Origin of the sequence: Moraxella lacunata (assembly GCF_900453205.1) — a bacterium.
In the GTDB taxonomy this organism is placed as follows: domain Bacteria; phylum Pseudomonadota; class Gammaproteobacteria; order Pseudomonadales; family Moraxellaceae; genus Moraxella; species Moraxella lacunata_B.
Map to the genome: position 1 here is coordinate 570,409 of NZ_UGQU01000002.1, position 25,536 is coordinate 595,944.

General features: G+C 41.9%; 24 protein-coding genes and 1 pseudogene. 5 read left to right on the forward strand and 20 right to left on the reverse strand.

Annotated features, from left to right (window positions below; translation table 11 throughout):
• Positions 1 to 15: 15 nt before the first annotated feature.
• From hemA to DX073_RS08275, 17 genes and pseudogenes are all read right to left on the reverse strand, one after another.
• Positions 16 to 1,350 carry a glutamyl-tRNA reductase gene (gene hemA / locus DX073_RS08195; RefSeq protein ID WP_115007298.1) on the reverse strand — a complete coding sequence of 445 codons (1,335 nt, stop codon included), beginning with the start codon at positions 1,348 to 1,350 and terminating at the stop codon, positions 16 to 18.
• Positions 1,351 to 1,751: 401 nt separating this feature from the next.
• Positions 1,752 to 2,843: an LPS export ABC transporter permease LptG gene (gene lptG / locus DX073_RS08200; RefSeq protein ID WP_115007300.1), complete on the reverse strand. Its 1,092-nt coding sequence runs from the start codon at positions 2,841 to 2,843 to the stop codon at positions 1,752 to 1,754.
• Positions 2,840 to 4,141: an LPS export ABC transporter permease LptF gene (locus tag DX073_RS08205; protein ID WP_115007302.1), complete on the reverse strand. Its 1,302-nt coding sequence runs from the start codon at positions 4,139 to 4,141 to the stop codon at positions 2,840 to 2,842. Before DX073_RS08205 ends, lptG begins: the two co-directional genes overlap by 4 nt.
• Before the next feature lie 137 nt (positions 4,142 to 4,278).
• Entirely contained in the window at positions 4,279 to 5,445 is a 1,167-nt protein-coding gene (prpF, locus tag DX073_RS08210) for a 2-methylaconitate cis-trans isomerase PrpF (protein WP_115007304.1), read from the reverse strand.
• A gap of 4 nt (positions 5,446 to 5,449) precedes the next feature.
• Complete coding sequence (locus DX073_RS08215) at positions 5,450 to 5,854, reverse strand: type II toxin-antitoxin system death-on-curing family toxin (protein WP_115007307.1); 405 nt, start codon at positions 5,852 to 5,854, stop codon at positions 5,450 to 5,452.
• A complete protein-coding gene (locus DX073_RS08220) occupies positions 5,854 to 6,024 on the reverse strand; it encodes an acetyltransferase (RefSeq protein WP_115007309.1) in 171 nt (56 codons plus the stop codon). Before DX073_RS08220 ends, DX073_RS08215 begins: the two co-directional genes overlap by 1 nt.
• 85 nt (positions 6,025 to 6,109) lie before the next feature.
• A complete protein-coding gene (locus DX073_RS08225) occupies positions 6,110 to 7,900 on the reverse strand; it encodes an ATP-dependent nuclease (protein WP_115007311.1) in 1,791 nt (596 codons plus the stop codon).
• A gap of 179 nt (positions 7,901 to 8,079) precedes the next feature.
• Positions 8,080 to 10,659: a Fe/S-dependent 2-methylisocitrate dehydratase AcnD gene (gene acnD, locus DX073_RS08230; RefSeq protein ID WP_115007313.1), complete on the reverse strand. Its 2,580-nt coding sequence runs from the start codon at positions 10,657 to 10,659 to the stop codon at positions 8,080 to 8,082.
• A gap of 28 nt (positions 10,660 to 10,687) precedes the next feature.
• A complete protein-coding gene (locus tag DX073_RS08235) occupies positions 10,688 to 11,110 on the reverse strand; it encodes a hypothetical protein (RefSeq protein ID WP_147279703.1) in 423 nt (140 codons plus the stop codon).
• A 345-nt stretch (positions 11,111 to 11,455) separates the two neighbouring features.
• Positions 11,456 to 12,070: a hypothetical protein gene (locus DX073_RS08240; protein WP_115007317.1), complete on the reverse strand. Its 615-nt coding sequence runs from the start codon at positions 12,068 to 12,070 to the stop codon at positions 11,456 to 11,458.
• Between the two features lie 73 nt (positions 12,071 to 12,143).
• Positions 12,144 to 13,304 carry a bifunctional 2-methylcitrate synthase/citrate synthase gene (gene prpC / locus DX073_RS08245; RefSeq protein ID WP_115007319.1) on the reverse strand — a complete coding sequence of 387 codons (1,161 nt, stop codon included), beginning with the start codon at positions 13,302 to 13,304 and terminating at the stop codon, positions 12,144 to 12,146.
• A gap of 214 nt (positions 13,305 to 13,518) precedes the next feature.
• Positions 13,519 to 14,046, reverse strand: coding sequence for a hypothetical protein (locus tag DX073_RS08250; RefSeq protein WP_115007321.1), 528 nt, complete (start codon positions 14,044 to 14,046; stop codon positions 13,519 to 13,521).
• A gap of 50 nt (positions 14,047 to 14,096) precedes the next feature.
• Positions 14,097 to 14,684: an SMI1/KNR4 family protein gene (locus DX073_RS08255; protein WP_115007323.1), complete on the reverse strand. Its 588-nt coding sequence runs from the start codon at positions 14,682 to 14,684 to the stop codon at positions 14,097 to 14,099.
• Positions 14,685 to 15,017: 333 nt separating this feature from the next.
• Positions 15,018 to 15,563 carry a hypothetical protein gene (locus DX073_RS08260; protein ID WP_115007325.1) on the reverse strand — a complete coding sequence of 182 codons (546 nt, stop codon included), beginning with the start codon at positions 15,561 to 15,563 and terminating at the stop codon, positions 15,018 to 15,020.
• Positions 15,564 to 15,617: 54 nt separating this feature from the next.
• Positions 15,618 to 16,509, reverse strand: a pseudogene (gene prpB, locus DX073_RS08265) (methylisocitrate lyase).
• 396 nt (positions 16,510 to 16,905) lie between these two features.
• A complete protein-coding gene (locus tag DX073_RS08270) occupies positions 16,906 to 17,916 on the reverse strand; it encodes a LysR family transcriptional regulator (RefSeq protein WP_220186733.1) in 1,011 nt (336 codons plus the stop codon).
• Entirely contained in the window at positions 17,835 to 19,676 is a 1,842-nt protein-coding gene (locus tag DX073_RS08275) for a WG repeat-containing protein (RefSeq protein WP_115007326.1), read from the reverse strand. The genes DX073_RS08270 and DX073_RS08275 overlap by 82 nt, the downstream gene beginning before the upstream one ends.
• A gap of 328 nt (positions 19,677 to 20,004) precedes the next feature.
• On the opposite strand from DX073_RS08275, the gene DX073_RS08280 reads away from it, so the two are divergent.
• The 5 genes from DX073_RS08280 to DX073_RS08300 all read left to right on the forward strand — a co-directional run bounded on the left by DX073_RS08280 (position 20,005) and on the right by DX073_RS08300 (position 24,487).
• On the forward strand, positions 20,005 to 21,495 hold the full coding sequence (locus tag DX073_RS08280; RefSeq protein ID WP_115007329.1) for a leucyl aminopeptidase: 1,491 nt from the start codon (positions 20,005 to 20,007) through the stop codon (positions 21,493 to 21,495).
• A 137-nt stretch (positions 21,496 to 21,632) separates the two neighbouring features.
• A complete protein-coding gene (locus DX073_RS14910) occupies positions 21,633 to 22,001 on the forward strand; it encodes an IS630 transposase-related protein (protein WP_115007331.1) in 369 nt (122 codons plus the stop codon).
• 116 nt (positions 22,002 to 22,117) lie between these two features.
• Complete coding sequence (locus DX073_RS14915; RefSeq protein ID WP_147279704.1) at positions 22,118 to 22,522, forward strand: transposase; 405 nt, start codon at positions 22,118 to 22,120, stop codon at positions 22,520 to 22,522.
• A gap of 300 nt (positions 22,523 to 22,822) precedes the next feature.
• Entirely contained in the window at positions 22,823 to 24,037 is a 1,215-nt protein-coding gene (gene sstT / locus DX073_RS08295) for a serine/threonine transporter SstT (RefSeq protein ID WP_115007335.1), read from the forward strand.
• A gap of 27 nt (positions 24,038 to 24,064) precedes the next feature.
• A complete protein-coding gene (locus tag DX073_RS08300; RefSeq protein ID WP_115007337.1) occupies positions 24,065 to 24,487 on the forward strand; it encodes a hypothetical protein in 423 nt (140 codons plus the stop codon).
• A gap of 58 nt (positions 24,488 to 24,545) precedes the next feature.
• On the opposite strand, the gene DX073_RS08305 is transcribed toward DX073_RS08300, so the two are convergent.
• The 3 genes from DX073_RS08305 to DX073_RS08315 are packed head-to-tail and all read right to left on the reverse strand — an operon-like array spanning position 24,546 to position 25,472.
• A complete protein-coding gene (locus tag DX073_RS08305) occupies positions 24,546 to 24,839 on the reverse strand; it encodes an oxidative damage protection protein (protein ID WP_115007339.1) in 294 nt (97 codons plus the stop codon).
• A gap of 13 nt (positions 24,840 to 24,852) precedes the next feature.
• Positions 24,853 to 25,254 (reverse strand): type II toxin-antitoxin system VapC family toxin, encoded by a 402-nt coding sequence (locus DX073_RS08310; protein WP_115007341.1) that lies wholly within the window; start codon positions 25,252 to 25,254, stop codon positions 24,853 to 24,855.
• A complete protein-coding gene (locus tag DX073_RS08315) occupies positions 25,251 to 25,472 on the reverse strand; it encodes a hypothetical protein (RefSeq protein WP_066804580.1) in 222 nt (73 codons plus the stop codon). Before DX073_RS08315 ends, DX073_RS08310 begins: the two co-directional genes overlap by 4 nt.
• Positions 25,473 to 25,536 lie beyond the last annotated feature (64 nt).

Consider the following 25,536-nt stretch of genomic DNA (forward strand, 5'->3'; position numbering starts at 1 on the left):
TTTTGAGTAAAGTAGTCAGACTTGCCTATCACGGTAATCCATTAGCCCTACCCCTACCACTTCTAGAAGCTGTGAATCTTGGTGTGTGGCAACGGTGCGAATGAGTCGTGACGGCGAGTGCGTGAGCGTATTGGTCAGGCGATGAGCAAATTCATCTAGCACCATCATCATGTCATCACCCTGTGCCAGACGGTGTTTGGCATGCGATAACAGTCGGCTTTTATGCTCGTTTGCCATCATGCGATAATCGGCAATATAACGTTTGGCGGACAGCAGTTGCATTTGACTCTCGATACTTAGGGTCAGCTGACTGACCATCAGCTCCGCCTCTACCGCCGCTTGTTTTCGCTCTTCTAGGTTACCTGCAATGACATGCTGTAAGTCATCCACCGAATACAAATAGACATCATCAAATCCGCCCACCGCAGGGTCGATGTCTCGTGGCACTGCCAAATCCACCAGTAGCAACGGGCGATGACGACGCACCTTTTGGGCGTACTTGACCATCTCTGTGCTAATCAGCGTCTCCATGCTACCGCTACAACTGCTCACCACATCGGCACGGCTTAGCACCTGCCCGAGACTATCTAGCCCCACGCACTCAACATACACCGACCGCCCTGCATTTTGTGCCATTTGCACCAGCTCATCTTTGAGTAGTTCGGCACGCTGTGGACTGCGATTGGCAATGATGATGTTTTTCATGCCAAGGCTTGCCACGTTATGAGCGACAAGGCGGTTCATCTCGCCTGCCGCCACCATGAGTAGCGTGGTATTCTCTGGCTTGTCAAATATCTGCGTGACCAGCTTGGCGGTCGCAAACCCTAACGTCACCGCCTGCTGTCCGACCTTACTGTCACGGCGGACACTGCGTGCTGACGCAAAAATCTGCTGAGTAAGCCAATGAAAATCACTGCCCACCCCACTCACTGCCTGCGACTGCGACACCGCTTGTCTGATTTGCCCCAGAATCTGTGGCTCGCCCAGTATCATTGAGTCTAGCCCTGACGCCACACGAAGCCAGTGGTTCAACGCACGGTTATTTTCATAAATGTACAAAAAAGGCGAAATGTCATCTAGTGCCACGCCCTTGAACTCGGCAAGCCACGACCGCACTCGCCCCGCCTGCACGCTCACATCATCATCGTCAGCGACCGCTTGCCACTCATCGTCAAACCCCACATAAATCTCACTGCGGTTGCAAGTAGAGACGATGACCGCCCCCGAAACCGACTCATCAAGACGGCGAATGTCAGTAATCGCCTGTGGCAAATCCGAGCCGAATGACAACCGCTCTCGCAGGGCGACAGGGGCGGTTTTGTGATTGACTCCGATGACGGCTAATTTCATGACAGGCTATATTTGGTAGATAAAATAAAACAGACAGATGATGAAACGGATTATTATAACATCATTTGCCAAAAACACACAAAAAATGGGGGTTTTTATGAAACTTTTCAATCAAAACACACACTTTGACAAAATCAATCGTTTTTAAATAGGTGATTTTTTTATGTTAAAATATACTTATATCTAACGAACTTAATATTTATCAAAGGTTTATCAGCACTATCTCCGCACGTCCTTTATTGTTGTCATGTTTATCTATTGTTGTCATGTTTATCGGATGTGCACAGCACGCCCCTACACCCTTATATTATTGAGCTTGTGATAATTTTAAAATTTGTGGCTATACACTTAAGATTTTTAATTTAAAAATAACCATAAAAATTGGCAATCTCTCGCCCATTTTATTGCCGTCTTTGGAGTAGATAAATCCCCACGCCTGCACTAATGATAATCGGCAACAGTGCCATAAAAAACGGGGAGAACCCTGTCGCGAGTGCCACAAACCCTGTCAAATCGGTCAAATAACTAAACAAAAGCCCTGTCAATAACGCCATGACAATGCGAAGTCCCAAGCCCTGCGAACGCAACGACCCAAACACAAAGGACGACGCCACCAGCACCAATGACAACACGGCAAAGGGCGATAAGAGTTTTTGCCAAAAGGCGACTTCATGGCGTAACGAGCGTTTGCCTTGATGACTCATGAGCTGATGGTGAGCATATAGGTCGGTCAAAGACAAATCTTCGGCCTCTTTGGTCAAAAGATGAACATCACTCGGGGCAAGGGGCAGTGATAAGGTCTTGTGCATATCAAAACTGCGAGAGACGCCCGTATCGCCCACGGTCAGCTGTGCCACGTCGGTCAGTTGCCACTGATAATCATCGCCTACCTGTTCATGGAACACGCCACTGCCTGCACGGGTCGCCCCCGTGAGATTCGCCCCTTTGTCCAGATAGTAGCGTTTGGTTGCCCCCAGTTTGCCATCCGAGTCGGCATAGCTGATATAGACAATCTCCTGCCCTTGCTCGGTGTCATTCACCGCCCAATAGCCATTGACCGTAAATAGCTTATCGGTCGTGGCGGTGTGCGTGGCTATCTGCGACGCTTTTTGGTTGGTTGTTGGCAGGATAAATTGATTGACCACTAATGAGATGACTACGAACAAAAACGCAGGTAACATCGCATACCCGATAATGCGGTACACGCTCACCCCAGACGCTCGCATGACCACAAGCTCACTATTGCCTGCCAACAAACCCAGTCCCACCACCGCTCCAAGAAGTGCCCCAGTGGGAATAAATTGCACCAAAAAATAAGGCGAGCGGTACAAAATAAAACGCAACGCGTCAAGATACGTATAAGTCTCGGATAAGTTTTCAAGCTCGGACAGGTAGGCAAAGATGATTTGCAATAGCCACAAGCCCGCCACCGCCCCCATCATGGCAAACAGTGCCGAGCGGATGACATAACGGGGTAAAATCCATGCTTTCATGATACCCCCTGCTCTGATTGCTGATGACCTTGGCGACTGATACGATTTCGGCGAAGCTGTGCCACGATACGGTCATGATAATTTAGATACAAGGCAAAGGCGATGAACAGCACCAATGCCACAGGATAGATGTACACGCCAATTTTGCCCTTGGCAATGCTCTCTTTTAGAGAAATCAAAATCAGCACGTTCGCCACAAACACAAAAATCGCAGGAATGAGTTTGAGCCATCTGCCTTGACGGGGTCGCACGGTCGCAAGCGGTGTGGCAAGCAGCACAGCGATAATCATCAAAAACGGCAACGACAAACGATAACCGAGCTCGGCACGCACCTGCTGCGGGCTAAACGTGCTGTTTTTTAGGGTTATCTCGCCTTGCACCCCACGCACACTCAAAAGCTCGCCTGTGGCAATGCCTTCTATCTTCATCGGGCGTCCTTGACTCTCGCTTTTGCCCGTCAGATGAATGCGATACCGCCCAAACCCCACTTGATTATACTGACGACTTGCCGTATCCACCTCATACCGCCGACCTTCGTGCAAGTCAAGCACCACCGAACCGTCATGCGTGGCGGTCGGCACTTGGGTTGCGGATTTGGCTAGGATAATGGTGTCTTTGTCAGATAGTAGCTGGCTTGGGATTTTGCTCGTGTCTAGGTTATCAGCGTGTAGCGGGTCGCCCTGCTCTATGGCGGTCTGCGTGGTCGGTGTGTTGGCATGCTCTGCTTGCTTGCCATCATTCATTTGAATGACGATGACATCTTTTAAAAATTCACGCTCATCGCCCACTTCACCCACATACAGATGATAGTCGCCACTGCTGATGAATTCTTTGGTGCGAATTAAATCAAAAATCTCCACCACTGATTGTTCTTGCCAAATGTTGGTGGCACGCCCCACCCCCCACGGCTTACCAACAAGCGTAATAAAACCCTGCACCACAAACACCACAAGCACAAGCGGTATCAGCCATCTTGATACCATGCCACGACTGACCCCGCCTGCGTTTAGTACCGCCATCTCATGGTCGGCATACAGTCGCCCAAATACCAGCATAAGCCCAATAAAAAAGGACAAAGGAAAAATCAATTCCAAAAAATAAGGCAAGTTATAGCCGATGAGTGTCCACAGCACCCCCACATCAAGCCCCCCTTCGGCAGCCATGCCAAAATAACGTATCAGGCGACCACCCAAAAGCATAACCACCAAAAACCCTAGTACAAGGGCGGTGGTCGTGGCAACTTGGCGTATCATGTATCGGCGTAAAATCACGGTGCTAGACTGATGATAAAAATGCATTATTATAGCAAATTTTCATGGGTTTTGCTAAAAATAACGACAAGTGTTTAAAACACAAACCCCAAAGTTTTTTTGCTTTGGGGTTTAGGCTGATTTCATTTATATGCATTTTAATCTATTATATGCATTTTAATCTATCAAAAACTATCAACAGGCACAAACACACTCCCCACCATAAGCCTGCGTGCCGAACGACTCATAGACACCTTACGAGCGACCCATTTACCATTTATACACTCGGACTGACCACCTACCGTGAGTGTCCCTGATGGGTGTCCAAACTTTACTTCAATCAAAGGCTGACCACCTGCTACATCATTAACAATCGTTCCGACAATCGTCCCTGCGGTGCCAATTGCCACACTGGCTGTTCCCATCATAGCGTGATGTAGCTGCCCCATACTCATTGCACGAGCAAGTAAATCAATATCATCAGCTTTTACCGTTTTGCCGCTAGATGCTATGTAGTCTGACGGCGGTGCGACCCAAGCGATTTTGGGTGTGTGCTGACGGCTTTGGGCTTGCTCCACATCATCAATCAAGCCCATTTTGACCGCTCCATAAGCACGAATTTTTTCCAATTTGTCTAAAATTTCTGCATTAGAATTAATGTCTTTTTGTAGCTCTGTGCCTGTAAAGCCAAGCTCGTGGGCGTGTAAAAATATCGTAGGAATGCCTGCGTTAATCATTGTAACTTCAAATTCACCCACATCAGGCACGGACAAAGTATCCTTTAAATTGCCTGTGGGGAACATCTCACCGCCTTCGTCCACAGGGTCAATAAATTCAATTTTAATTTCACTGGCGGGGAAAGTTACCCCATCAAGCTCAAAATCGCCTGTTTCTACTACTTGACCATTCTCAATCGGTACATAGGCAATGATGGTCTTTTTGATATTTTCTTGCCAGATACGCACGGTGCAAATGCCGTTGTTGGGGATTTTGGCTTGGTCAATGAGTCCATTAAAAATGGCAAACGAACCGACCGCTCCTGTTAAATTCCCACAGTTGCCCGACCAATCTATCATCGGCTTGTCAATGGCGACTTGCCCAAACAGATAATTGACATCGTGTATGCCGTCTGTGCAAGGCGATAAAATCACGACTTTGGAAGTGCTTGATGAGCCATTGCCCATTCCATCTATTTGCTTGCCGTAGGGGTCTGGACTGCCGACAACACGGAGCAAAAAATTGTCTCGTGCCGTCCCTGCTACTTGGCAAGGCTCTGGCAAATCGGAGAGTTTAAAAAATGTGCCTTTTGATGTGCCACCACGCATATAAGTGGCTGGGATTGGGGTTTGCATTGTTTTAGTCCTTTTGTGGGTTTATACTACTTAAATATTGATAATACAAAATATCCGCAAATTCACTTTCGGATAATTCACCAATCACCAAATCACGCATAGCGTCCGCCATTAAAATATGGTCTATCGTAATTTCATAATCATTGAGCGATAAATATTCTAGGTCAACCGCCAACCCTGTGCGTTTATTGGCATCAGATAAGGCGTGAGCCATTGCAATGCTATTTGCATATTTACTGGCAATTTCAAGCACATCATTTAACCCTTCATACAAAATCGCATTATCAATCCGAGATAATACTCCTTGTAATTTGCCAATATCCGCTTGTCCTTTCATTCCTTTTTCAGTAGAGAGAATATAGGCGTTAATTTCAATCACTCGCTCAAATGGAAAACAAATAATTTCCATTACATATCCGCCAAGCGTTTAAATGTTTCTTTATGCGTTCGTAACACAAGTTTGGTTTCGGATTTGATAATTTGTTGCCCTTGTTCGCCTGTTAAATCTAGCTTTTTGGTTGCAGGGACTTTTGGGCGATTGGTTGGGGTAATGCCATATTTTGAAAGTTTGTTGTTCATAAAGTTTTCCTTTGGGCGTAAGGTGCGTAATACGTACTGTTTTGGTGAATTTTTAATAGTATATACATCAATCATCTTACTTTTATTAATTTTTACTCATTATCTGCATTAAAAATTTTTTAACTTCAGGATATTTTGTATTAGCTTCATTTAATATATTTGTAATCTTAAGATTGCCAGATACATTCAATTTTGATGCAATTCCACCTTTCATATTTGGAGAGGAAAAACTTAGAGAACCTAAACCATCAGGATTTTTGCTTTTTAATAGCATATCCATGATAGTTAAGATACCATCATTTGCAAAACTCTTATTTTGCAAATTTTTCTCCAATTCTTTAAAATTAAATTTAGATAAATTTGTTTTTTCATTTAGTATCAGCATAGATAGTTGAAAAAATAATTCAGGATAGATAAAATCTTCTATTTCTAAGTTACTTTTCACTTTCTGTAAATTTTCCAGATCTGGTAACTCACCATAAACATTAGGAATAAATTGACAATCAACTTGAATATTTTTAAAAGTCTTTCGTTTAATCAATTTGTAACTTTCTCTACCAGCACTATCATTGTCAAATAACACAAGGATATGAGGTTTCTTTTGCAAATTAGCATACCAATCATCATAGAACTGTAGCTGAACGTCATATTTATCAACTGAATTTATTGAAAAAATTCTTTTGGTTTTTATCCCAAAGAACTGACATAATTCAGTAATGTATTTTTTGTCGCATTCTCCTTCAACGAAAATGTTATACTGGTCTAATAGATCTGTTTTATCTTCCTCAAGACCTAGGTATTCTCTAATTTTTTTCGCACCATCTTCTTGCGATAAATCTATGGCAATTGTATTAATAGGGTTAATATAAGTTTGGGTTCTCTTATAAAATTTTTCTTCACTAATTTCTTGATCTAATAGAATCACATTTCTTAAACTGGAATAATCTATAAACTCAGGAGAATGAGTAGTAACAATTACTTGATGCTTTTTAGCTATATCATATAGAATAGTTTTGAGTTTTAATTGAAGTCCTCTATGTAAAAAAGCATCTGGTTCATCAATACAAAAAATAACATGTTTTCTAGATAGTTTCTCAATAATTTTTTGATGCAATAGTATAAATCCTAATTTTTGCAAACCAGAACCCTTTGTATCATTGTTAAAACCAGCTTTATCATTAATATGAAAACTAATATCCGCTGATATTAAATCTTGGAATTTTTTCACTTCCGCATTACTTTTAAACTCAACAGACCAATTTTCATTAAATCTTTCAAAAAGTGGGTTTATTTCCTCTGCCAATTTACTTAAAACATCTATTAATCCTTTATTGTATTTTTCAAAAGAATCTTTTAGCTCCCCTTTAAGACCAGAAAACCTAGATTTATCAAATTCAATTTCATATACATCATTAATAATAATATTAATTAAATCAGGAAAGGAAATATTAATAGCTGGAATATAAAAGAATGCAATATTCTTTAATATTTCATTAAATTTACTTTCTGGTAAACTACTTTTTGAAGTATTTTTACCAACTTTATTAATTAAAGTGCATTTGCTTTCTATATTAATTTTACCATCTTTTTTCTCAATATTTCTGATTAATTCGTATGTTTTTCCATTACCATCGTCAAATTGCAACTGAATTTCTGTCGCTATAGACCCTCCTCTTGTATTCTGTTTTAAATACGGAGTGTCTTTATCAAAGATATAGCTATTTGGATTAAAAAATAAATTCAATGCACGCAATACATTTGTTTTTCCAACATTATTAGCTCCACAAATACTAATAAAATTATGATTGGTATCAATTTCTAGTTTAATATCATTGATAGAACGGAATCTTTTTATGACAATATTTTTAAGTTTCATTTCATCACCTTTGATTGGATAGTACCATGGCAAAATTATTCTACAACAATCACTATCTATTTTAACTAACAGACAGCACCACACTATCTGTCAATTATACTACAATATCCTACACTTATTACCGAAATCTTCAACTTCAGGCACTAAATAGTCAATTATGCCACAATATCCTACACCTATTACCCCAAAAACCTCCCCGCAAACTCCCTTAACACACCCCCCGCCTTATAAGTTCTCACATCACTATCGCTATCTAGGCGACATAAGACAGGCACTTTTTCAATATCGCCATTTTTGCGTTCAATGACAAGGGTAAGCTCACAACGAGCCGAAATTTCTCCTTTCACCGAATAAATTTCCGTACCGTCCAATTTTAGGGTATGGCGATTTTGACCGTTTATAAATTGCAGTGGCAACACGCCCATTCCCACTAAATTGGTGCGGTGAATGCGTTCAAAGCCTTCTGCCACAATCACTTCCACGCCAGCCAAACGCACGCCTTTTGCCGCCCAGTCTCGGCTTGACCCTTGCCCATAATCCGCCCCTGCAATGATGATGAGAGGTTGTGAGCGGTTCATATAAGTTTCTATTGCTTCCCATATTCTCATCACTGTGCCATCTGGTTCAACTCGTGCCAGCGAGCCTTGTCGCACGGTGCCGTCAGAGTTTTTGACCATTTCATTAAAGAGTTTTGGATTTGCCAAAGTCGCTCTTTGTGCGGTCAAATGGTCGCCTCGGTGTGTGGCATAAGAGTTAAAATCTTCCTCTGGCACGCCCATTTTGGCAAGGTACTCGCCTGCGGCTGAATTTTTGACAATGGCGTTGGACGGCGAGAGATGGTCGGTGGTAATATTATCAGGCAAAATGGCAAGCGGTCGTAAGTTTTTAAGTTCACATTCTTTTGCCAATGCTCCCTCCCAATAGGGTGGACGGCGGATATAGGTGGACTTTTCACGCCAATCATATAAAGGATTGCTTGCCTTGTCAGATTTATCCAAATCAAACATTGGAATGTAGATTTCTTTAAATTGCTCGGGTTTTACGCACTTGGCGACAATCTCATCAATCTCATCATCTGATGGATAAATGTCTTTTAGATAAATTGGTTTGTCATTATGATAGCCTAAGACATCATTTTCAATGTCAAAACGAATCGTGCCAGCAATGGCATACGCCACAACCAGTGGCGGACTTGCCAAAAATGCCTGTTTTGCTTGTGGGTGAATGCGTCCATCAAAATTACGATTACCAGACAGCACCGCCGTGGCGTATAGGTCTCTCTCTACAATTTCTTGTTCAATTTCTGGTCGCAAAGCCCCACTCATTCCATTGCAAGTCGTGCAAGCATAGGCAACAATGCCAAAGCCCAATTTTTCAAGTTCGGGCAGTAGCCCTGCTTCTTCTAGGTAGAGCTTGGCAACTTTTGAGCCGGGGGCAAAAGACGATTTGACCCACGGTTTACGAGTTAGACCAAGTTCATTGGCTTTTTTTGCCAAAAGTCCTGCGGCAACGGTATTTCTTAGGTTTGAGGTATTGGTACAACTGGTGATGGCAGCAATAATCACTGCACCATCAGGCATTAGTCCATCGTTAAGATTTTCTATCACCCCTGCAATGCCTCTCTCTTTTAGTTCAGCAGTGGCAACTTTGGCGTGTGGATTGGAAGGTCCTGCGATGGTGCGAGTAACCTGTGATAAATCAAATTCTAACACTCGTGGATACTGGGCGTTTACCATTTTATCCGCCCACAGCCCCACCGTTTTGGCGTACTGTTCCACCAATTTTACTTGTTCAGGCTCTCGCCCTGTTAGGGTCAGATAATCTAAGGTATTTTGGTCAATATAAAACATCGCCGCCGTTGCCCCATATTCAGGCGTCATATTAGAAATGGTGGCACGGTCGCCCACACTAAGCGAGTTTGCCCCTTCGCCAAAAAATTCCAAGAATGCACCAACGACCCTCTCATCTCGTAAAAACTTGGTCAAAGACAATACAATATCAGTTGCCGTAATCCCTGCTTGCCGCTTGCCTGTCAAATGCACACCCACAATGTCAGGCGTACGCATCATTGAGGGTTGTCCTAGCATCACGCATTCGGCTTCCAGACCGCCTACGCCCACAGAAATCACGCCTAAAGCATCGGTATGTGGCGTATGGCTGTCTGTTCCTACACAAGTGTCAGGGAAAGCGACACCATCTTTTCTTTGCACCACAGGCGACATCTTTTCTAAATTGATTTGGTGCATAATGCCGTTGCCAGCAGGAATCACATCCACATTTTTAAAGGCGGTTTTTGTCCAGTTGATAAAATGAAAACGGTCATCATTACGGCGGTCTTCAATGGCACGGTTTTTGGCAAAAGCGTCAGGGTCATCGCCTCCGTGTTCCACCGCCAAAGAATGGTCTACAATGAGCTGGGTTTGTACCACAGGATTGACTTTGGAGGGGTCACCGCCAGCTTGGGCAATCGCATCACGAAGCCCTGCTAAATCGACCAAAGCCGTCTGACCCAAAATGTCGTGGCACACCACTCGTGCAGGGTACCAAGGAAAATCTAGCTCTTGCTTATTACCGATAAGTTCATTTAGATAATCGGTAAGTTTTGGGTCATCGCTACAATTTCGTACCAGTTGCTCGGCAAGTACTTTGGCGGTGTAGGGAAGTGCTTCATACGCATTTGGGCGAATGTCGTTAATTGCCTGTTCTACATCAAAGTAGTCTAATGCAGTATCGGCTAAGGGTTTACGGTAGTTTTTCATTGCTAAGTTCCTTTGGCTGTGAAAAATATTAAGGGAGTTTTCGTTGGCGTGGTTTGGGAAATTGTTCGGCAATTTGTTCATAAGGCTTGAACAATTCTGTTAAAATCTTATAACAAAATGAATTTAACCACAATGGGGAATTGTCCGCCAAGATAATTTGTTGATAATTATGGTTTGGGTCTGTGTTATTGTGGTCAATAATTAAAAAATTGTGGCAACTTTCATTGGTAGCGACTACCCTAGAAATGGCATTGGCTTGTTCGGAAAAATCGCTATATAAATCATCGTTTTTTAAATTTTCAGAATGTTGCAAAAAAGACGATATTTCATCAAACATTTTATTTTGTGTATCCAAATTAATATCAAATTCATAATGACGATAAATTGCATATCGCCAAGAATAATCCTGCAATGGATAAGTAAATGTTGCTCCTGCTTTGGGATTTCCCAAAAACATACCAAATTGACAACGAGCCAACATTCTTTTTTGTTCACCAGAGCGAAAATATATCATTTGTAACATTTTTGATTGTTACCCTATTTAAAAGAAGTCCAAAAAATAATCGTAAGGTGCGTACCACGCACCAATCAAAAGATAACTCTCTAAACGGTGCGTTATACGCACCTTACGGTTCTACATCAAAATAATGTAGCTCGGTGTTTGGTAGGGGTTTACGGTAGTTTTTCATTGCTGTTTCCTTTTGGCTGTGAAAAATTCAATGATAAATAATATTTTGGGTTTTGGATGCGGACAAACTGTATTTTTCTAATGGGTTTAATAATGGGCTTTAAGATATTATTGTGCTAAGGTATAAAAATCCATTAAATCATTTGCCCAGTCATCATAACAATTTTCTTCAATAAATTTCTTGATATACCATTCATTTAAAAATAACATAACACTTTCTTTATCATTAAAATTCAGTGAAATTAAATCAATATAATCCATATAATTAAAAGGCAAATTATGCTCATCTAACCCATAAATATATTGTTCAAAATCCTGATTACTGATAAAATTTAACGCATATCCCAATACAATTTTTTCAAATTCATTTAAGGTTTCAATGCAATTTAATGGATAATCCAAATTTTGGAAAAACTCTTTTTCATACCAATCATCTAAATTATCATAAATCCTACACAAGGGAAAGGGCGGAGTATCCTTGCCAGAGCAATAGGTTAAATGTACAACGGCAATTTTATCATTCTCTAAAAATTGATAGACAACATCATCTATATAACTAAATATGGCTGTTAAATTCATACCATAAAGCAAGTGTCCAACATCAACTTCTTTTTTCAATTCATTATTTAAATGATTTTTAAGTTTTTCATCATCAACCTTTTCCCAAATAAAATAATTGGAATTTTTTAATTCATATTTTAAATCAAAATTTTCTAAGGACATCTTTAAAACCACTCAACATTTTAAAAACAAAGGCACATTTTCCCAATTAAAAATATGCCCTTGTTTTATTTAATTACCGCTCATTCATCGGTACAAATGCCAAATTCTCAGGGCCTGTATAATTGGCACTTGGGCGAATGATTTTACCATCTGCTCGTTGTTCTAAGATATGAGCCGCCCAGCCAGCCGTGCGAGCCAGCACAAACAGTGGGGTAAACATTGCAGTAGGCACGCCCATTTTTTGATAAGACACCGCAGAGAACCAATCAAGATTTGGGAACATTTTTTTCTCATCCCACATCAAGGTCTCCAAGCGTTCGGCGATGTCAAAGAGTCGCATATCGCCTGTTTCTTCACTTAAATCTTTGGCAACTTGCTTAATGACGACATTTCTAGGGTCGGCAATGGTATAAACTGGGTGTCCAAAACCAATGATAATCTCTTTTTTGGCAATACGCTCTTTGATGTCAGCTTCAGCTTCATCAGGTGTGCGATAGCGTTTTTGAATGTCGTAAGCCACTTCATTCGCTCCGCCGTGTTTTGGACCTTTTAACGCCCCAATCGCTCCGCAAATACAAGAATACATATCCGAACCCGTTCCTGCAATGACTCGGCTTGTGAATGTGGACGCATTAAATTCGTGCTCGGCATATAAGATTAAGCTAATATGCATTGCCTTTCTGTGGTATTCATCGGGTCGCTTACCGTGCAATAAATGCAAGAAATGTCCGCCAATAGAATCTTCTTCACTCTCCACGCTAATGCGTTTGCCATTGTGGCTATATTGATACCAATACAAAAGAATAGAACCAAGAGACGCCAATAATTTATCGGCAATATCACGGGCTTCACTGGTTGGCATACTTTCTCGCTCTGGAAATACACAGCCAAGCATAGACACGCCCGTCCGCAAAACATCCATTGGGTGCGTATGAGCGGGCAAACTTTCTAATACTTCAATGACCCGAATTGGCAAACCACGCATTGATTTTAATTTTTGCTTATAGGCAATTAGCTCATAGCGGTTTGGCAAATGTCCGTGAATTAAAAGATGAGCGACTTCTTCATATTCGCAGTTATTTGCCAAATCCAAAATATCATAACCACGATAATGCAAATCGTTACCCGATTTACCAACGGTACATAGGGCGGTATTACCTGCGATTTGTCCGCTTAGGGCGACTGATTTTTTGGGCTTAAAGCCGTCAATTTTGGGTAGGGTTTGTTCACTCATAGCAGTGTTCCTTTTGTCCTTAATGGGAAGAATGATAATTTAATGGCATTAGGCGGTTAAATTATCAGGTTTTGGATAATTATGCTTGGATAATTATCCGTTTTTTAAATATCCTTTTTTTAAACTTGGTGGGGATATTTAAATTTTTTTAAAAAGTTTTAGGGTTTGGGTAAGGTGCGTATCACGCACCGTTTTAACCAGATTTCCAATTAAATTAAGCTAATTCTTCATTGACAATCTCAAACTCTCTTCCATTATTATCAATTAAATTAATTACCAATGCATCAAAACCATTATTTTGCAAGGTTTCAAAATTGATAATTTCTCCATTTATCAATTCAATTTCACCATTATCATTGATAAAATCTTCTTTTTCTTCAACATAATCAATACCATAGAATATTTCAAATTTAACAGAATACAAATCATCGCTCAATTTGACCAATGGACGATTTTTTATTTGTTGATTGCTATATTCATCACAAAACATTGCGTTATAGCCGTATTCTGTGCCGTCAAATAAAACAATTCTTTCATTGCTGATTGGTTCAATAGCAATAACTAATTGTGGAGCAAAATCAGTTTGTACAATTACTTTATTATCATCAGATAAAAATTCGCCATAATACTCAATGATAAATTTATCTTTTCCATTACTTGCAATTAAATCAAAACAAGTAATTATTTCGTCTTTAACTGTGCTATTTTGTGCAAAAGAAGTTAAATAGGTCGGCATAAACATTTAAAAATCTCCAAATTTTAGTGTGTCATACGCACCGAATTATTCAAAATCTATACTTCATCAGCCCGAACAATACCTTCATATTCTGGGTGAATAATATATTCATCATTTTCCAAATCGGTGGCAAATTGTTCAAATAAGACTTTTAAAGAAACAGCTTCTAATGTGCGACTTGGCTCATCGTGCCACATTTGAATGATTTGCCCAACCGTGCCAGTTTCGCTTGGGTCAAGGTCAATCATTTTGCTGTCGCCACAACCATTGCCTGTTAATGGTATCCATTTTGGATTAAACCAAAAATCCGCTTTGATTTCGTTGTGTTCAGGACTGCAACCACAATCGCCATCACCGTCCTTAAAATCACCATTATTGTATAAATCTATCCAAATTTGATATTCAATGATAATATCATCAATAGAAAACCAACTTTCATCAACAAAGACACCAAGATTATACGAACCATTATGAATGCGATAAATTTCTTTAAAGTCATTAGGTAATTCAAAGCCCAATACTTTTTCTAATTTAGCAAAATCATCATCGGTCGCCCCATCATTAAAAGATAAATCCATATCGCTTTGATATTTTTCTTTTAAGCGGGCGAATTGGGTGTGAATACGGTCAAAAATTTGTTGCATTTTAAATTACTCCAAAATTATTTGTTTAAAAATCATTTCTTAAACGCATTATCCAAACGGTCTTCAAAATAATGATAATCAATGTGTTTATATTTTTGGGGCTTAAAGCCATCAATTTTGGGTAAGGTTTGTTCACTCATAGCAGTGTTCCTTTTGTCCTTAATGGGAAGAATGATAATTTAATGGCATTAGGCAGTTAAATTATCGGTTTTTGGATAATTATGGTTAGATAATTATCCGTTTTTAAATATCCTTTTTTTAAACTTGGTGGGGATATTTAAATTTTTTTAAAAGTTTTGGGGTTTTACATAAGTCATTTTGTATAAAAATTTACTACTCACATTCCGAAATTGGCGATAAATTATCATCATTAGTATTATTATTTATTTTTAAATACAAATGCCTGTGTACTAAAAATAATGTATAAATTATTAAACTAAATATTGCCAACAAACTCAATATATTAAGACCGTTTGTTGTCCAATAAATAATTCCACCAATAAACCAAAAAATTGAAAACAACCAAATTCCCAAAATGTAGCCTATGGGAGTGAAACATACCCATTGGTTGCTACTTTGAGCAAAATTTGTTTCCCAACGAACTATATTGAGATTGCTATTCTCAATATAGTTTTTGATGTAATTTCCAGCTCCCCTTATCCACCCCAAATTTTCAATGATAATAATATCAAAAATTAGTGAAAATATAGATGCTATAAAAAAAGGAGAAATAAGTATATCTTTTCCATACAGAAATGAAAATAACCCACCAGATAGAGCTAATTTTGATAAAATCAAGTTGTAATGAACGCCTATTCTTGAGTTTATTTCTTCTCTGATGGACTTAAATATTTCTATATTGTACTCATCTTTTTTCATCATACCACCTATTTATTTCTAAATATGAATTTATTCGTATAAAAAATCTATATGTTAGACTTGAGATGTTTCTGAATTAAACGCATTATCCAAATAATCCTCAAAAGCGTGGTAATTAATGCGTTCGTATAATTCTGCACGAGTTTGCATTGTGTCTATGACATTTTTTTGCGTGCCGTCAGCTCGTATGGCATTATAGACATTCTCTGCTGCTATTCATCGCTCTAAATGCCGACAGTGGATACAGCACCAAGGACACATCAACGCTGGCTAATTCGTCTGTGGTATAAAGGGGCGTTGAACCAAATTCGGTAATATTGGCAAGAATAGGTACACCCGTTTTATCGCTAAACTGTTTATACATTGCCAAATCAGTAATTGCCTCTGGAAACAGCATATCTGCCCCAGCCTCGACATAGGCACAGGCACGGTCTATTGCCGCCTCTAAACCCTCAACCGCCAACGCATCGGTACGAGCCATAATCACAAAATTCTCATCGGTGCGAGCGTCCACCGCCGCCTTGATGCGATCTACCATCTCTTGTGTACTAACAACCGCTTTGTTTGGGCGGTGTCCACAGCGTTTGGCACCGACTTGGTCCTCAATATGCATTGCCGCTGCCCCAAATTTAATCAAAGATTTGGTGGTGCGAGCCATATTAAAGGCACTTGCTCCAAAGCCAGTATCAGCGTCCACAAGCAAGGGCAAATCACAGACATCAGTAATTCTACGAACATCGGTCAAAACATCGTCAAGACCGCTAATGCCTAAATCAGGCAAGCCCAAAGACCCAGCGGCCACACCACCGCCAGATAAATAAATGGCTTTAAAGCCAGCTCGTTTGGCAAGTAAGGCGTGATTGGCGTTGATGGTGCCGACAACTTGTAGGGGATTTTCGTTGGCGACGGCTTGGCGGAAGGCGAGACCTGCAGAGGGGAGACTCATGGCATTTATCCTTAAAATTTCAACTAAAAAGCTGGCGGTGAGTGAATGGCGTTATATACCCAACGAACTTAATATTTACCACAATCTTTGTAGGGGCGTGCTGAGCACGCCCAAAAAACTGCTATCGTCAAAGGACGTGCTCAGCACGTCCCTACGCTACATATCATAAATTTTGGTAATTTCAAAGTCCTTTGACCATTAGTATACCCACAAAAAATCCATTTGTCTTTATCTGATATTTTTTAATTTTTATAAAATTTTTTATTAAAAATACTAACATTATGCAAAAATTGCATACAATTTGCCAAAAATAATATAATCTACACCTGTTTTATTAATTTTTTGCATAGTTATTTGACAGGTCAAGAATAATTCTTATTGTTTTGACATATTTTGTTACAATTTATCATCGTACACGGCATGAATGGCGTTTAATAGTGCCGACATGTGCGGATGTTGGGCGGTGGCAAGCGTATTCAGATAAATGGGCGAGACGGCATGATCGGCTAGGGGCAGATAGGCGATTTGATGACTGCGGACGGCGGTCAGGCTCTCAGGGACAAAGGTTATGCCTTCGCCTGCTGACACGAGTCCTAGGGCGATTTGAATGTCTCGGGCTTTTGGGGTGTTTTTGGGGTACAGATGGCGCTGATGAAACAGGTGCAAAATCGGGTCTTGGGTATGGTTCGGGGCGAGCGTCATGGGCGTGCGATGATACAAGATGATGGGCTCGCCCACCAACTGCGACAGGCTTATCGGCACCTCCATGTCCGCCAAAAGGTGCGTGTGTGGCATGGCAACCACAAGTTTTTCTTGTCTTAAAAATCGCTGATGGACAAAATGGTCTTGATACAAAAACCGCCCAAAGCCCACATCAATTTGCCCTGTTTTTAGGGCGTGCATTTGCTCATTTGAGCTTATCTCAATCAAGCGAATGTCAAGGTTTGGCAGGTGCTGTTTTAGCTGACCGACAATCTCAGGCAGTCGCCCATACAAGACCGATGCCACAAAGCCGATGGTAAGACTGTGGGCGGTTTTGCCAAATTTTTGGGTAAGCAGGATAAGCTCATTAAGCTCGCCCACGCTTTTTTGGAGGTGTTCAAAGAAAAACTCGCCAGCTTCGGTAAGTCTCATCGGGCGGTGGGTACGGTCAATCAGCACCTGCCCAAGTATATTTTCTAAACTGGCAATATGCCGAGACAAAGTCGGCTGTGAGATACCAAGAGCTTGGGCGGACTGGCTCATGCTCCCTGTCTTGGCAAGATGGATAAAGGCATTTAGCTGTGATACGCTAACATCTATCATAACATCATCCACAGACACCTTTAAAGCCCAAACGACAACTCGCCAAAATACACCCCCGAATTCATCGGTTTTAGGCGATGGGCTTGGGGCTTGATGAGCCATTTGTTCTCATAAGACAGCACACCATACTGACCGTCATCGGTTGTAACGATGACATACTCATCCCACAGCTCTATGTCTTTGTATAAGGCAGGAATGATGACATCGCCTTTATGATTGATGACCCCCGACAGCCCAGTATTATCTTGTAGTCGCTCCAAGGGGTGTAGCCTGCCCTGCTGTTTTGCCCAGTCATCCGCCCACGAAAAGACATTGTATTGATGAAGTTTGGTGATGTTATTGTTAAATATCGGCTCGGTGATGAATTGACCGTGTTTGTCAATGATTTGCATGACGTTCGTGCCATCTGCCACAAAGGGGGCATAGCCTTGTTCGTTAAAATCGCCATAATTGCCCTGATGAGTAAAGACCTGCCTGCCCTGCACATCAAACACCACACGGCAATCACACGCCCCCGCCAGCCGCCCGTAGGCAAATCCATGCTCATCAAAGCGGTAACTGTTCATGTCATAAAACACCGTCTCGCCAACAGGCAGAACATCATCCATCACCCACACCCCTTCTTTGTTCATGAATCCGTAATGGCTGTCTTGCTTGTCTTTTTTGACAGCGATGAGTTCTTGGGCGTCAAATAAAGGCGAATCAACGGCAGATTGGTGATTGTGACTGATGTTTTTATTGGGAAAATAGTACTCGGCAGGGATTATCCATTTGCCTAAGATGTGCATGATACCTTCTTTATCAGTTTTGCTGTTTTCAACCACAAAATAACCATCTTTATCAGGCAATGTTCGCACCTTTAAATCACCATGCAGTTTGACGAGCCACTGTCCATGCTGATTGATAATACCTTTATAATCAGACTCCCACTCATTCACCCCACGTTGGCATGACGTGGCAATGGCATAACCCTCGTGCGAGTAATACATATTCCTAAACACATCGCCACGCTTTTTACCATGAATGTCAATCAAACCCATGCACCCAAAATCTTCTTTTTCTGGGTCTTCATTTCTATACACGCCCAATATCTCATCAAAACCATCAATTCTTTGCCAGTCGCTAGACTCGCCATTGATACTGTCATACATCGGCTCGATGACCCACTGGGCTTGGGGATTGACATAGCCCCACAGGTTATTTTTTGTACTGCGGGCGGGGATGATTTGGTGTTTTAATTCATTATCCAAAAGCATGAGCTGTAACTGGGCGATGTCCTTATCGGACAAATCCACCCTCTCGCCTGTGGCGTGATTGACCAAATGGCTGTTTTTGGTCACCATCTCAAAAAATAGATTCCGAGCGATAGCCCTTTTCTCTGATTCGCTATCATCAGACAAATGGGCAGTTCGCTCTTCAAATATTGACTCCATCTCTTCAAAAAACTTCTTACTGTCTTCACTAGCCCCCTCATTCCGTTCAAGCGTAAAGGGCAGTATCATCACACCCCCGCCCATCGAATGATTATCAAGCGTCTCAATCTTATGACCCGCCTCATCAAATCGATGAATGACCTGCTCTGTGGCATAGGGATTAACCCCCAGCAGATAGGTTTGGTCGTCATCGTATGTTAGCTTGACGGATTCATAAATCGCAGGGATGATGACCTTACCATCTTCGCCCATCACGCCATGAATGGTGTCATAGGGCATGTGGCTTTCGTATTTGGGATTTTTGACGACATAATCCATGTACAAGGGTGCCGAATGGGCATACCCAATAAATAGAGTGAGTATTGACAATGCCATGGATTTGATGACAAATTTGGATACAAATTTAACTGTCGGTGTCAAAGTCATCATCACAGCTCCTTTGATGATTAAAGTTAGGGGTTGGCGTATGGTTGTCCAAGTTATCCTAAAATAGAATTTTTATAAAGTTAATAAACACCCCTCATTATCTCTATTTTTTACTGCATTGTAAATATGTCATCACTTGTATCATAAAAAATACCATTTAATAAACCAAACCATCCATTCCCAATCAATCCACTCTCAATCCATCCTAGTTTGTTTAGCCGTGTCATCCCATCCATATTTTTTGTAATCAATCATCCAACCCATGCTCAAACCCCCAAAAGTGTGCTAAAATTTAAACAATCCTTTCCCCACTCACAAACAAGGAGTTTGTATGTCTGTATCCACCCTAAACCTAAGCGTCAGCGACAAGCTTAGCCCCAAAAAAACCAAAGCCCAGCCCCATCTGGTCGTCTTTGCCGACAGCGATGCCAAGATTTTGGGCAACCTTGACAGCGGTCACCTAGACCGTGCCAACGCACTCATCAAAGCCAGTGGCTTTAAAGGCTCGGTCGGTGAGAGTGTGACCGATTATGGCATTGATGACGGACATGTCATCAGCGTGATTGGCACAGGTTCGCTGGACAAGCTGGCAGGGCAAATGCCAAAACTGGGTAAAGCCACCTTTAACACCATCAAAAACAGCAAATCTGCGGTCGTGGCGTGGGGCGATGTCATTTGCCAAAAGCACTTTGGACAGTTTGTCAATGCCTTACTGCATGCTGAATACCGCTTTGAACCCTACAAATCCAAAAAAGGCGACAAAATCGCCCTATCTACTGTTGAATTTATCAACACCAAAGACGCCAAAGCCGACTACGAAAACGCCCTAGCCGTCGCTACTGCCACACACATCGGGCAGAGTTTGGCTCGTGATGTCGCCAATGATGCCCCCAACATCATGACTCCCGCTGAGCTTGCCAAAGTTGCCGAAAAACTGGGCAAAGACTACAAAGACGTGGTCAGTGTGAGCGTGCTTGGTGAAAAAGAGATGAAAAAACTGGGCATGGGCTGTTTTTTGGCAGTCTCACAAGGTTCAGACAACGAAGGCAAACTGGCAATCATCGAATACCACGGCAAATCAGGCAAGAAAAAGAGCAAACTAAAAGACCCCATCGCCCTAGTCGGCAAAGGCATTACCTTTGACACAGGCGGTATCTCACTAAAACCATCAGCAGGCATGGATGAGATGAAATACGACATGGGCGGAGCAGCTGCCATGCTTGGCACCATCAAAGCGGTGTGTGAAGCTCGCCTGCCACTAGACATGGTCGTGGTGCTTGCCTGTGCTGAGAACATGCCATCGGGCAAAGCCACTCGCCCATCAGACATCGTAACCGCCATGAACGGCATGAGTGTTGAGATTCTAAACACCGATGCCGAAGGTCGTCTGGTGCTGTGTGACGCCCTGTGCTACGTCCAAGACAACTACAAGCCACGCACCATCATCGATGCCGCAACCCTGACAGGGGCGTGCGTGATTGCCTTGGGTGGAGTGCGTTCAGGGCTGTATTGCAATGACGAAGACACGCTGTTCGCCCTAGAAGAAGCAGGCGAGTACACAGGCGACCTAGTATGGCAAATGCCCCTAGATGATGCCTACGATGAACAACTTAAATCTACCTTTGCAGACGTCCAAAACATCGGCGGACGTGAAGGCGGTTCTATCACGGCAGCGTGCTTCTTGCAACGCTTTATCAAAGAAGGTCAAGCATGGGCTCACTTAGACATCGCAGGCACAGCATGGTCAGGTGGCGACAACAAAGGAGCAAGCGGTCGCCCTGTACCCATGCTCATGCGTTACTTAGTGGGACAAGCAGACTAACCCCAACAAATCATCATTCAAAACGACCATATGTGCATGGTCGTTTTTTTAACCTTTGAGAATTATAGGGCGTGCCTACCATTGATATACTAAATTCATTTTAAAACCCTACAAATCTATGCTAAAATATCCCTATTATGGCATATTCAATAGAACTTAAACAAAAGGCCTTAGCCTACTTAGAGCAGTGTGGTAATATTAGCACAGTTTGTACTGCTTACAACATTTCAAGAAGCACCTTGTATGCTTGGATTAAAAAACAAGAACAAGGTGATTTGTCCTGTCAAAGTGGTGGCAATCGTGGTGTTAAAGTGGACAGAAATAAGCTTAAAACTTATGTAGAGCAAAACCCTGATGCTTACTTGTATGAAATTGCTGAAGTTTTTAATTGTGGTACAAGTACCATCTTTTATGCTTTACGCTCTCTTGGTATTACCCATAAAAAAAGACCACAAGTTACAAAGAACAAGACCCAAACAAAATCAAAGACTATCAAGACAGGCTAAAACAGTTACAAAGCATACAAGACTACGAGCTTGTTTATGTAGATGAAACTGGTATTGACACTTACCTACACCGCACCCACGCCAGAAGTTTAAAGGGTTAAAAAGTCTATGATAAGGTGAGTGGTAAATATTATCAACGCATATCATTGGTTGCTGGACAAATTGGTAACAAAGCCAAAAACTTGATTGCTCCGCTTATCTATCAAAACACAATGGTAAGCAACTTATTTGAAACTTGGTTTGAACAAATGCTTCTACCTAGCCTTGACAACCACGCCAAGCAAACAGGTAAACCTTGTATCATCATCTTAGATAATGCAAGATTTCATAGAATGAAGCAGTTACAAGTACTTGCTAATAACACAACATACAAACATGTTATCTTGCCACTCCCACCTTATTCACCTAACCTAAACCCCATAGAACACACTTGGGCAACTATTAAGAGATGGCTTAGAAGTCATCTGTCAAAGTTTGAGAGTATTGAAGGTGGGCTGATGTCTTATTTTGAGTTGAATTGAGTATAACATTTTTATAAAATAAGATGAACATTTAACGCTTTTATCTATTTTGCATGAAAAATGGTTAAATCTTGTGGCTCGAAGGCGAAAACTTGCTTGATAGAACGACTATCAATCTCAAGTTTTTTCCTTGAAAAACGTGCGATTTTTCGTGATTTTCATTGCAAATACCAAAGGCAGGCACGCCCTAACAAAATAAAAATTCATTAACACTTTTATTACAAAAAGTGGTATAGTTATCACATTTTGTAATCTTATCATCTTGTGATTTAACAAGTGTTTGTTAATAAGGAATGATTCATGCGTCAACTTGTGAATGCATACATGCGTGTGGGACTTGTGCCACTTATTTTGATTGCCTTGGTGCTAGGCGTGTTGATTGGCAGTGTTGCCAAAGATGTTGGCATGTCGCTTGGGGTGCTGGGCGATGTGTTTGTCGGAGCCTTAAAAGCAGTCGCCCCGATATTGGTGTTCGCCTTGGTACTCTCTGCCGTGGCAGGATTTAAGAGCAGTAGCGACGCTCGGGTCAAGCCTGTCATGCTACTGTATGTAGTGGGGACGTTTACCGCTGCTTTGACTGCTGTACTGGCAAGTTTTGCCTTTCCCATTGAGCTTGTGGGTCTGGCCGACATGCAAGCGGTAGAGCAATCCGCCCCCCAATCTTTACGTGAAGTCCTAAAAAACCTACTCATGAATCTGGTTGCCAACCCCGTGACCGCCCTTAGCAATGCCAACTATCTGGGTATTTTGACATGGTCGGTACTGATTGGTTTGGGGCTACGTCATGCGTCCGAGACCACCAAAACGGTCGTTCATGACATCTCAAATGCCGTCTCAGCGGTGGTAAAATGGATTGTGGCGATTGCCCCATTTGGTATCTTAGGGCTGGTGTCAAAGACCGTGGCAGAGACAGGTTTTGACGGTTTGGCAAGCTACGCCAAGCTACTTATCGTACTGGTCGGTGCCATGCTGTTTATCGCTTTGGTGGTAAACCCCATCATCGTCTTTGTCAAGACTCGTAAAAACCCCTATCCGCTCGTTATCGCCTGCCTGCGTGAATCAGGAGTGACGGCATTTTTTACCCGTTCATCTGCCGCCAACATTCCAGTGAACATGAACCTTGCCAAAAAACTTGGGCTAAACGAAGACACCTATTCGCTCACCATTCCACTGGGGGCAACCATCAACATGGCGGGGGCCGCCATCACCATCAACATCTTGACGCTTGCCGCCGCTCATACCCTTGGCGTGGAAGTCAGCTTCTTCCAAGCCCTACTGCTTGCCATCGTCGGAGCGGTGAGTGCTTGTGGTGCCTCAGGTGTGGCAGGTGGCTCACTACTGCTCATCCCGTTGGCGTGCGGACTGTTTAATATCTCCAACGACATCGCCATGCAAGTCGTTGCCATCGGCTTTATCATCGGGGTGGTACAAGACTCAGCAGAGACTGCCCTTAACTCATCAACCGACGTGTTATTTACCGCTGCTGCCGACCCTAAATATGCCTATAAGGGTTAAGAAAACCCAAGGACAAAAGGAGTAATGATGAAAAAATTATTATCAACTCTAATCACAGCAGGGATACTGGTCGGTTGTGCCAGTACACCTGCTACACCGCCTGCCATGCCATCTCTACTGGTCATGCCTAACACCAAAAAGACCAACGAACCGCTTAGCCCTGACACCTATGTGGACGGTGTGGGCATGCTTCATTTTAGAGACTATCACGCCAAAGTCACTTATGGCGACAGGATTTATCTGCTTGATAGCTATGTCGTTCCATTAGAGCAACCTTTTTATATCCATGTACGTACAGCAGATGGCACAGCGATTATGGCAGATACCGCAGTCAAAATCGCCATCAGCTATATCACCCCCAAAGGCTGTACCGAGCCATTGGTTCGCCGTGCAGACCTAGACAAAAGCACTAATGATAAGAGTGAATGGATTATCGGTGTGGCGTGCTAATTCCTTGTTGACCCAAAAACAAAATCGGACACTAAGTCCGATTTTTTGTTGTGCAAAGTTAGCTGTCTTTAGGTTTAAACCCTGCTGGGCGTTCGTAATCGCCATTGTCTAAGAATAATTCACGCTGTTCAGCGATGAATTTTTTGGCGTCTTTATCCACCATACTTAGGTGCTTTTCATTGATGAGCATGGTTTGTAATTCTAGCCATTCGTCCCACGCTTTTTTTGAGACGGTGTTTTGGATTTCTTCGCCTTTGGCATTGGGGAAAGGTGGATTTGGTAATTTTGGCAAATTTTCTTGGTATTTACGACAAAATACAAGGTTGGCTTTGGGGTTAAAAATTTCGGTCATTTGGGTTGCCTTTTTAATTGATAAGTTTGTTATTTAATTCTTGATACAAAGGGAATTTGGTATCCACACTTGCCAAATAACAATCGTGAATTAAGACCGTGGCGATGATAAGTCTGTCCCAAGGGTCTTTGTGGTGTTCTGGCAATTCAACCGACAAACTGGCAATTTCTGGTGTGATGTTTAAAAATTCAATGCCAGTTAATTGCTGAATGCGTGTTATCCAAGCGGTATAATTAAGCCCATTTGGCAAAATAATTCGATTGTGACGAACAAGCCAATTAATCTCAAAACACGAAATTGCCGAAACATATACTTTATCATAAGTATCAATGGCTTGTTTGATTTTATCAGAAAGCAAATCAGGCTCATTGACATACCACAATAAAATATGCGTATCCAATAAGAGTGATTTCATTTAAAATGCTCCCACTCTTGATAACTTTCTGACATATCAAAAATATCGCCTACAATTTTTAGTTGTCCTTGTAATTCTTTGGGGGGTTGGCGTTTGGGTTTGGGGGCTTCTTGTTTTTGTTTTGGCAAAATCAGCACTTCCACATCAGACACATCAGGCGGTGTGTCTATCCAATGGATTTGATTGCCATTGATTTTGGCTTGGTACGCAACGAGCATAATTTGACCCTTGTAAACTGACAGTACTCCATCAGTTTACAAAAATTAGCCCCATCTTGCAAGC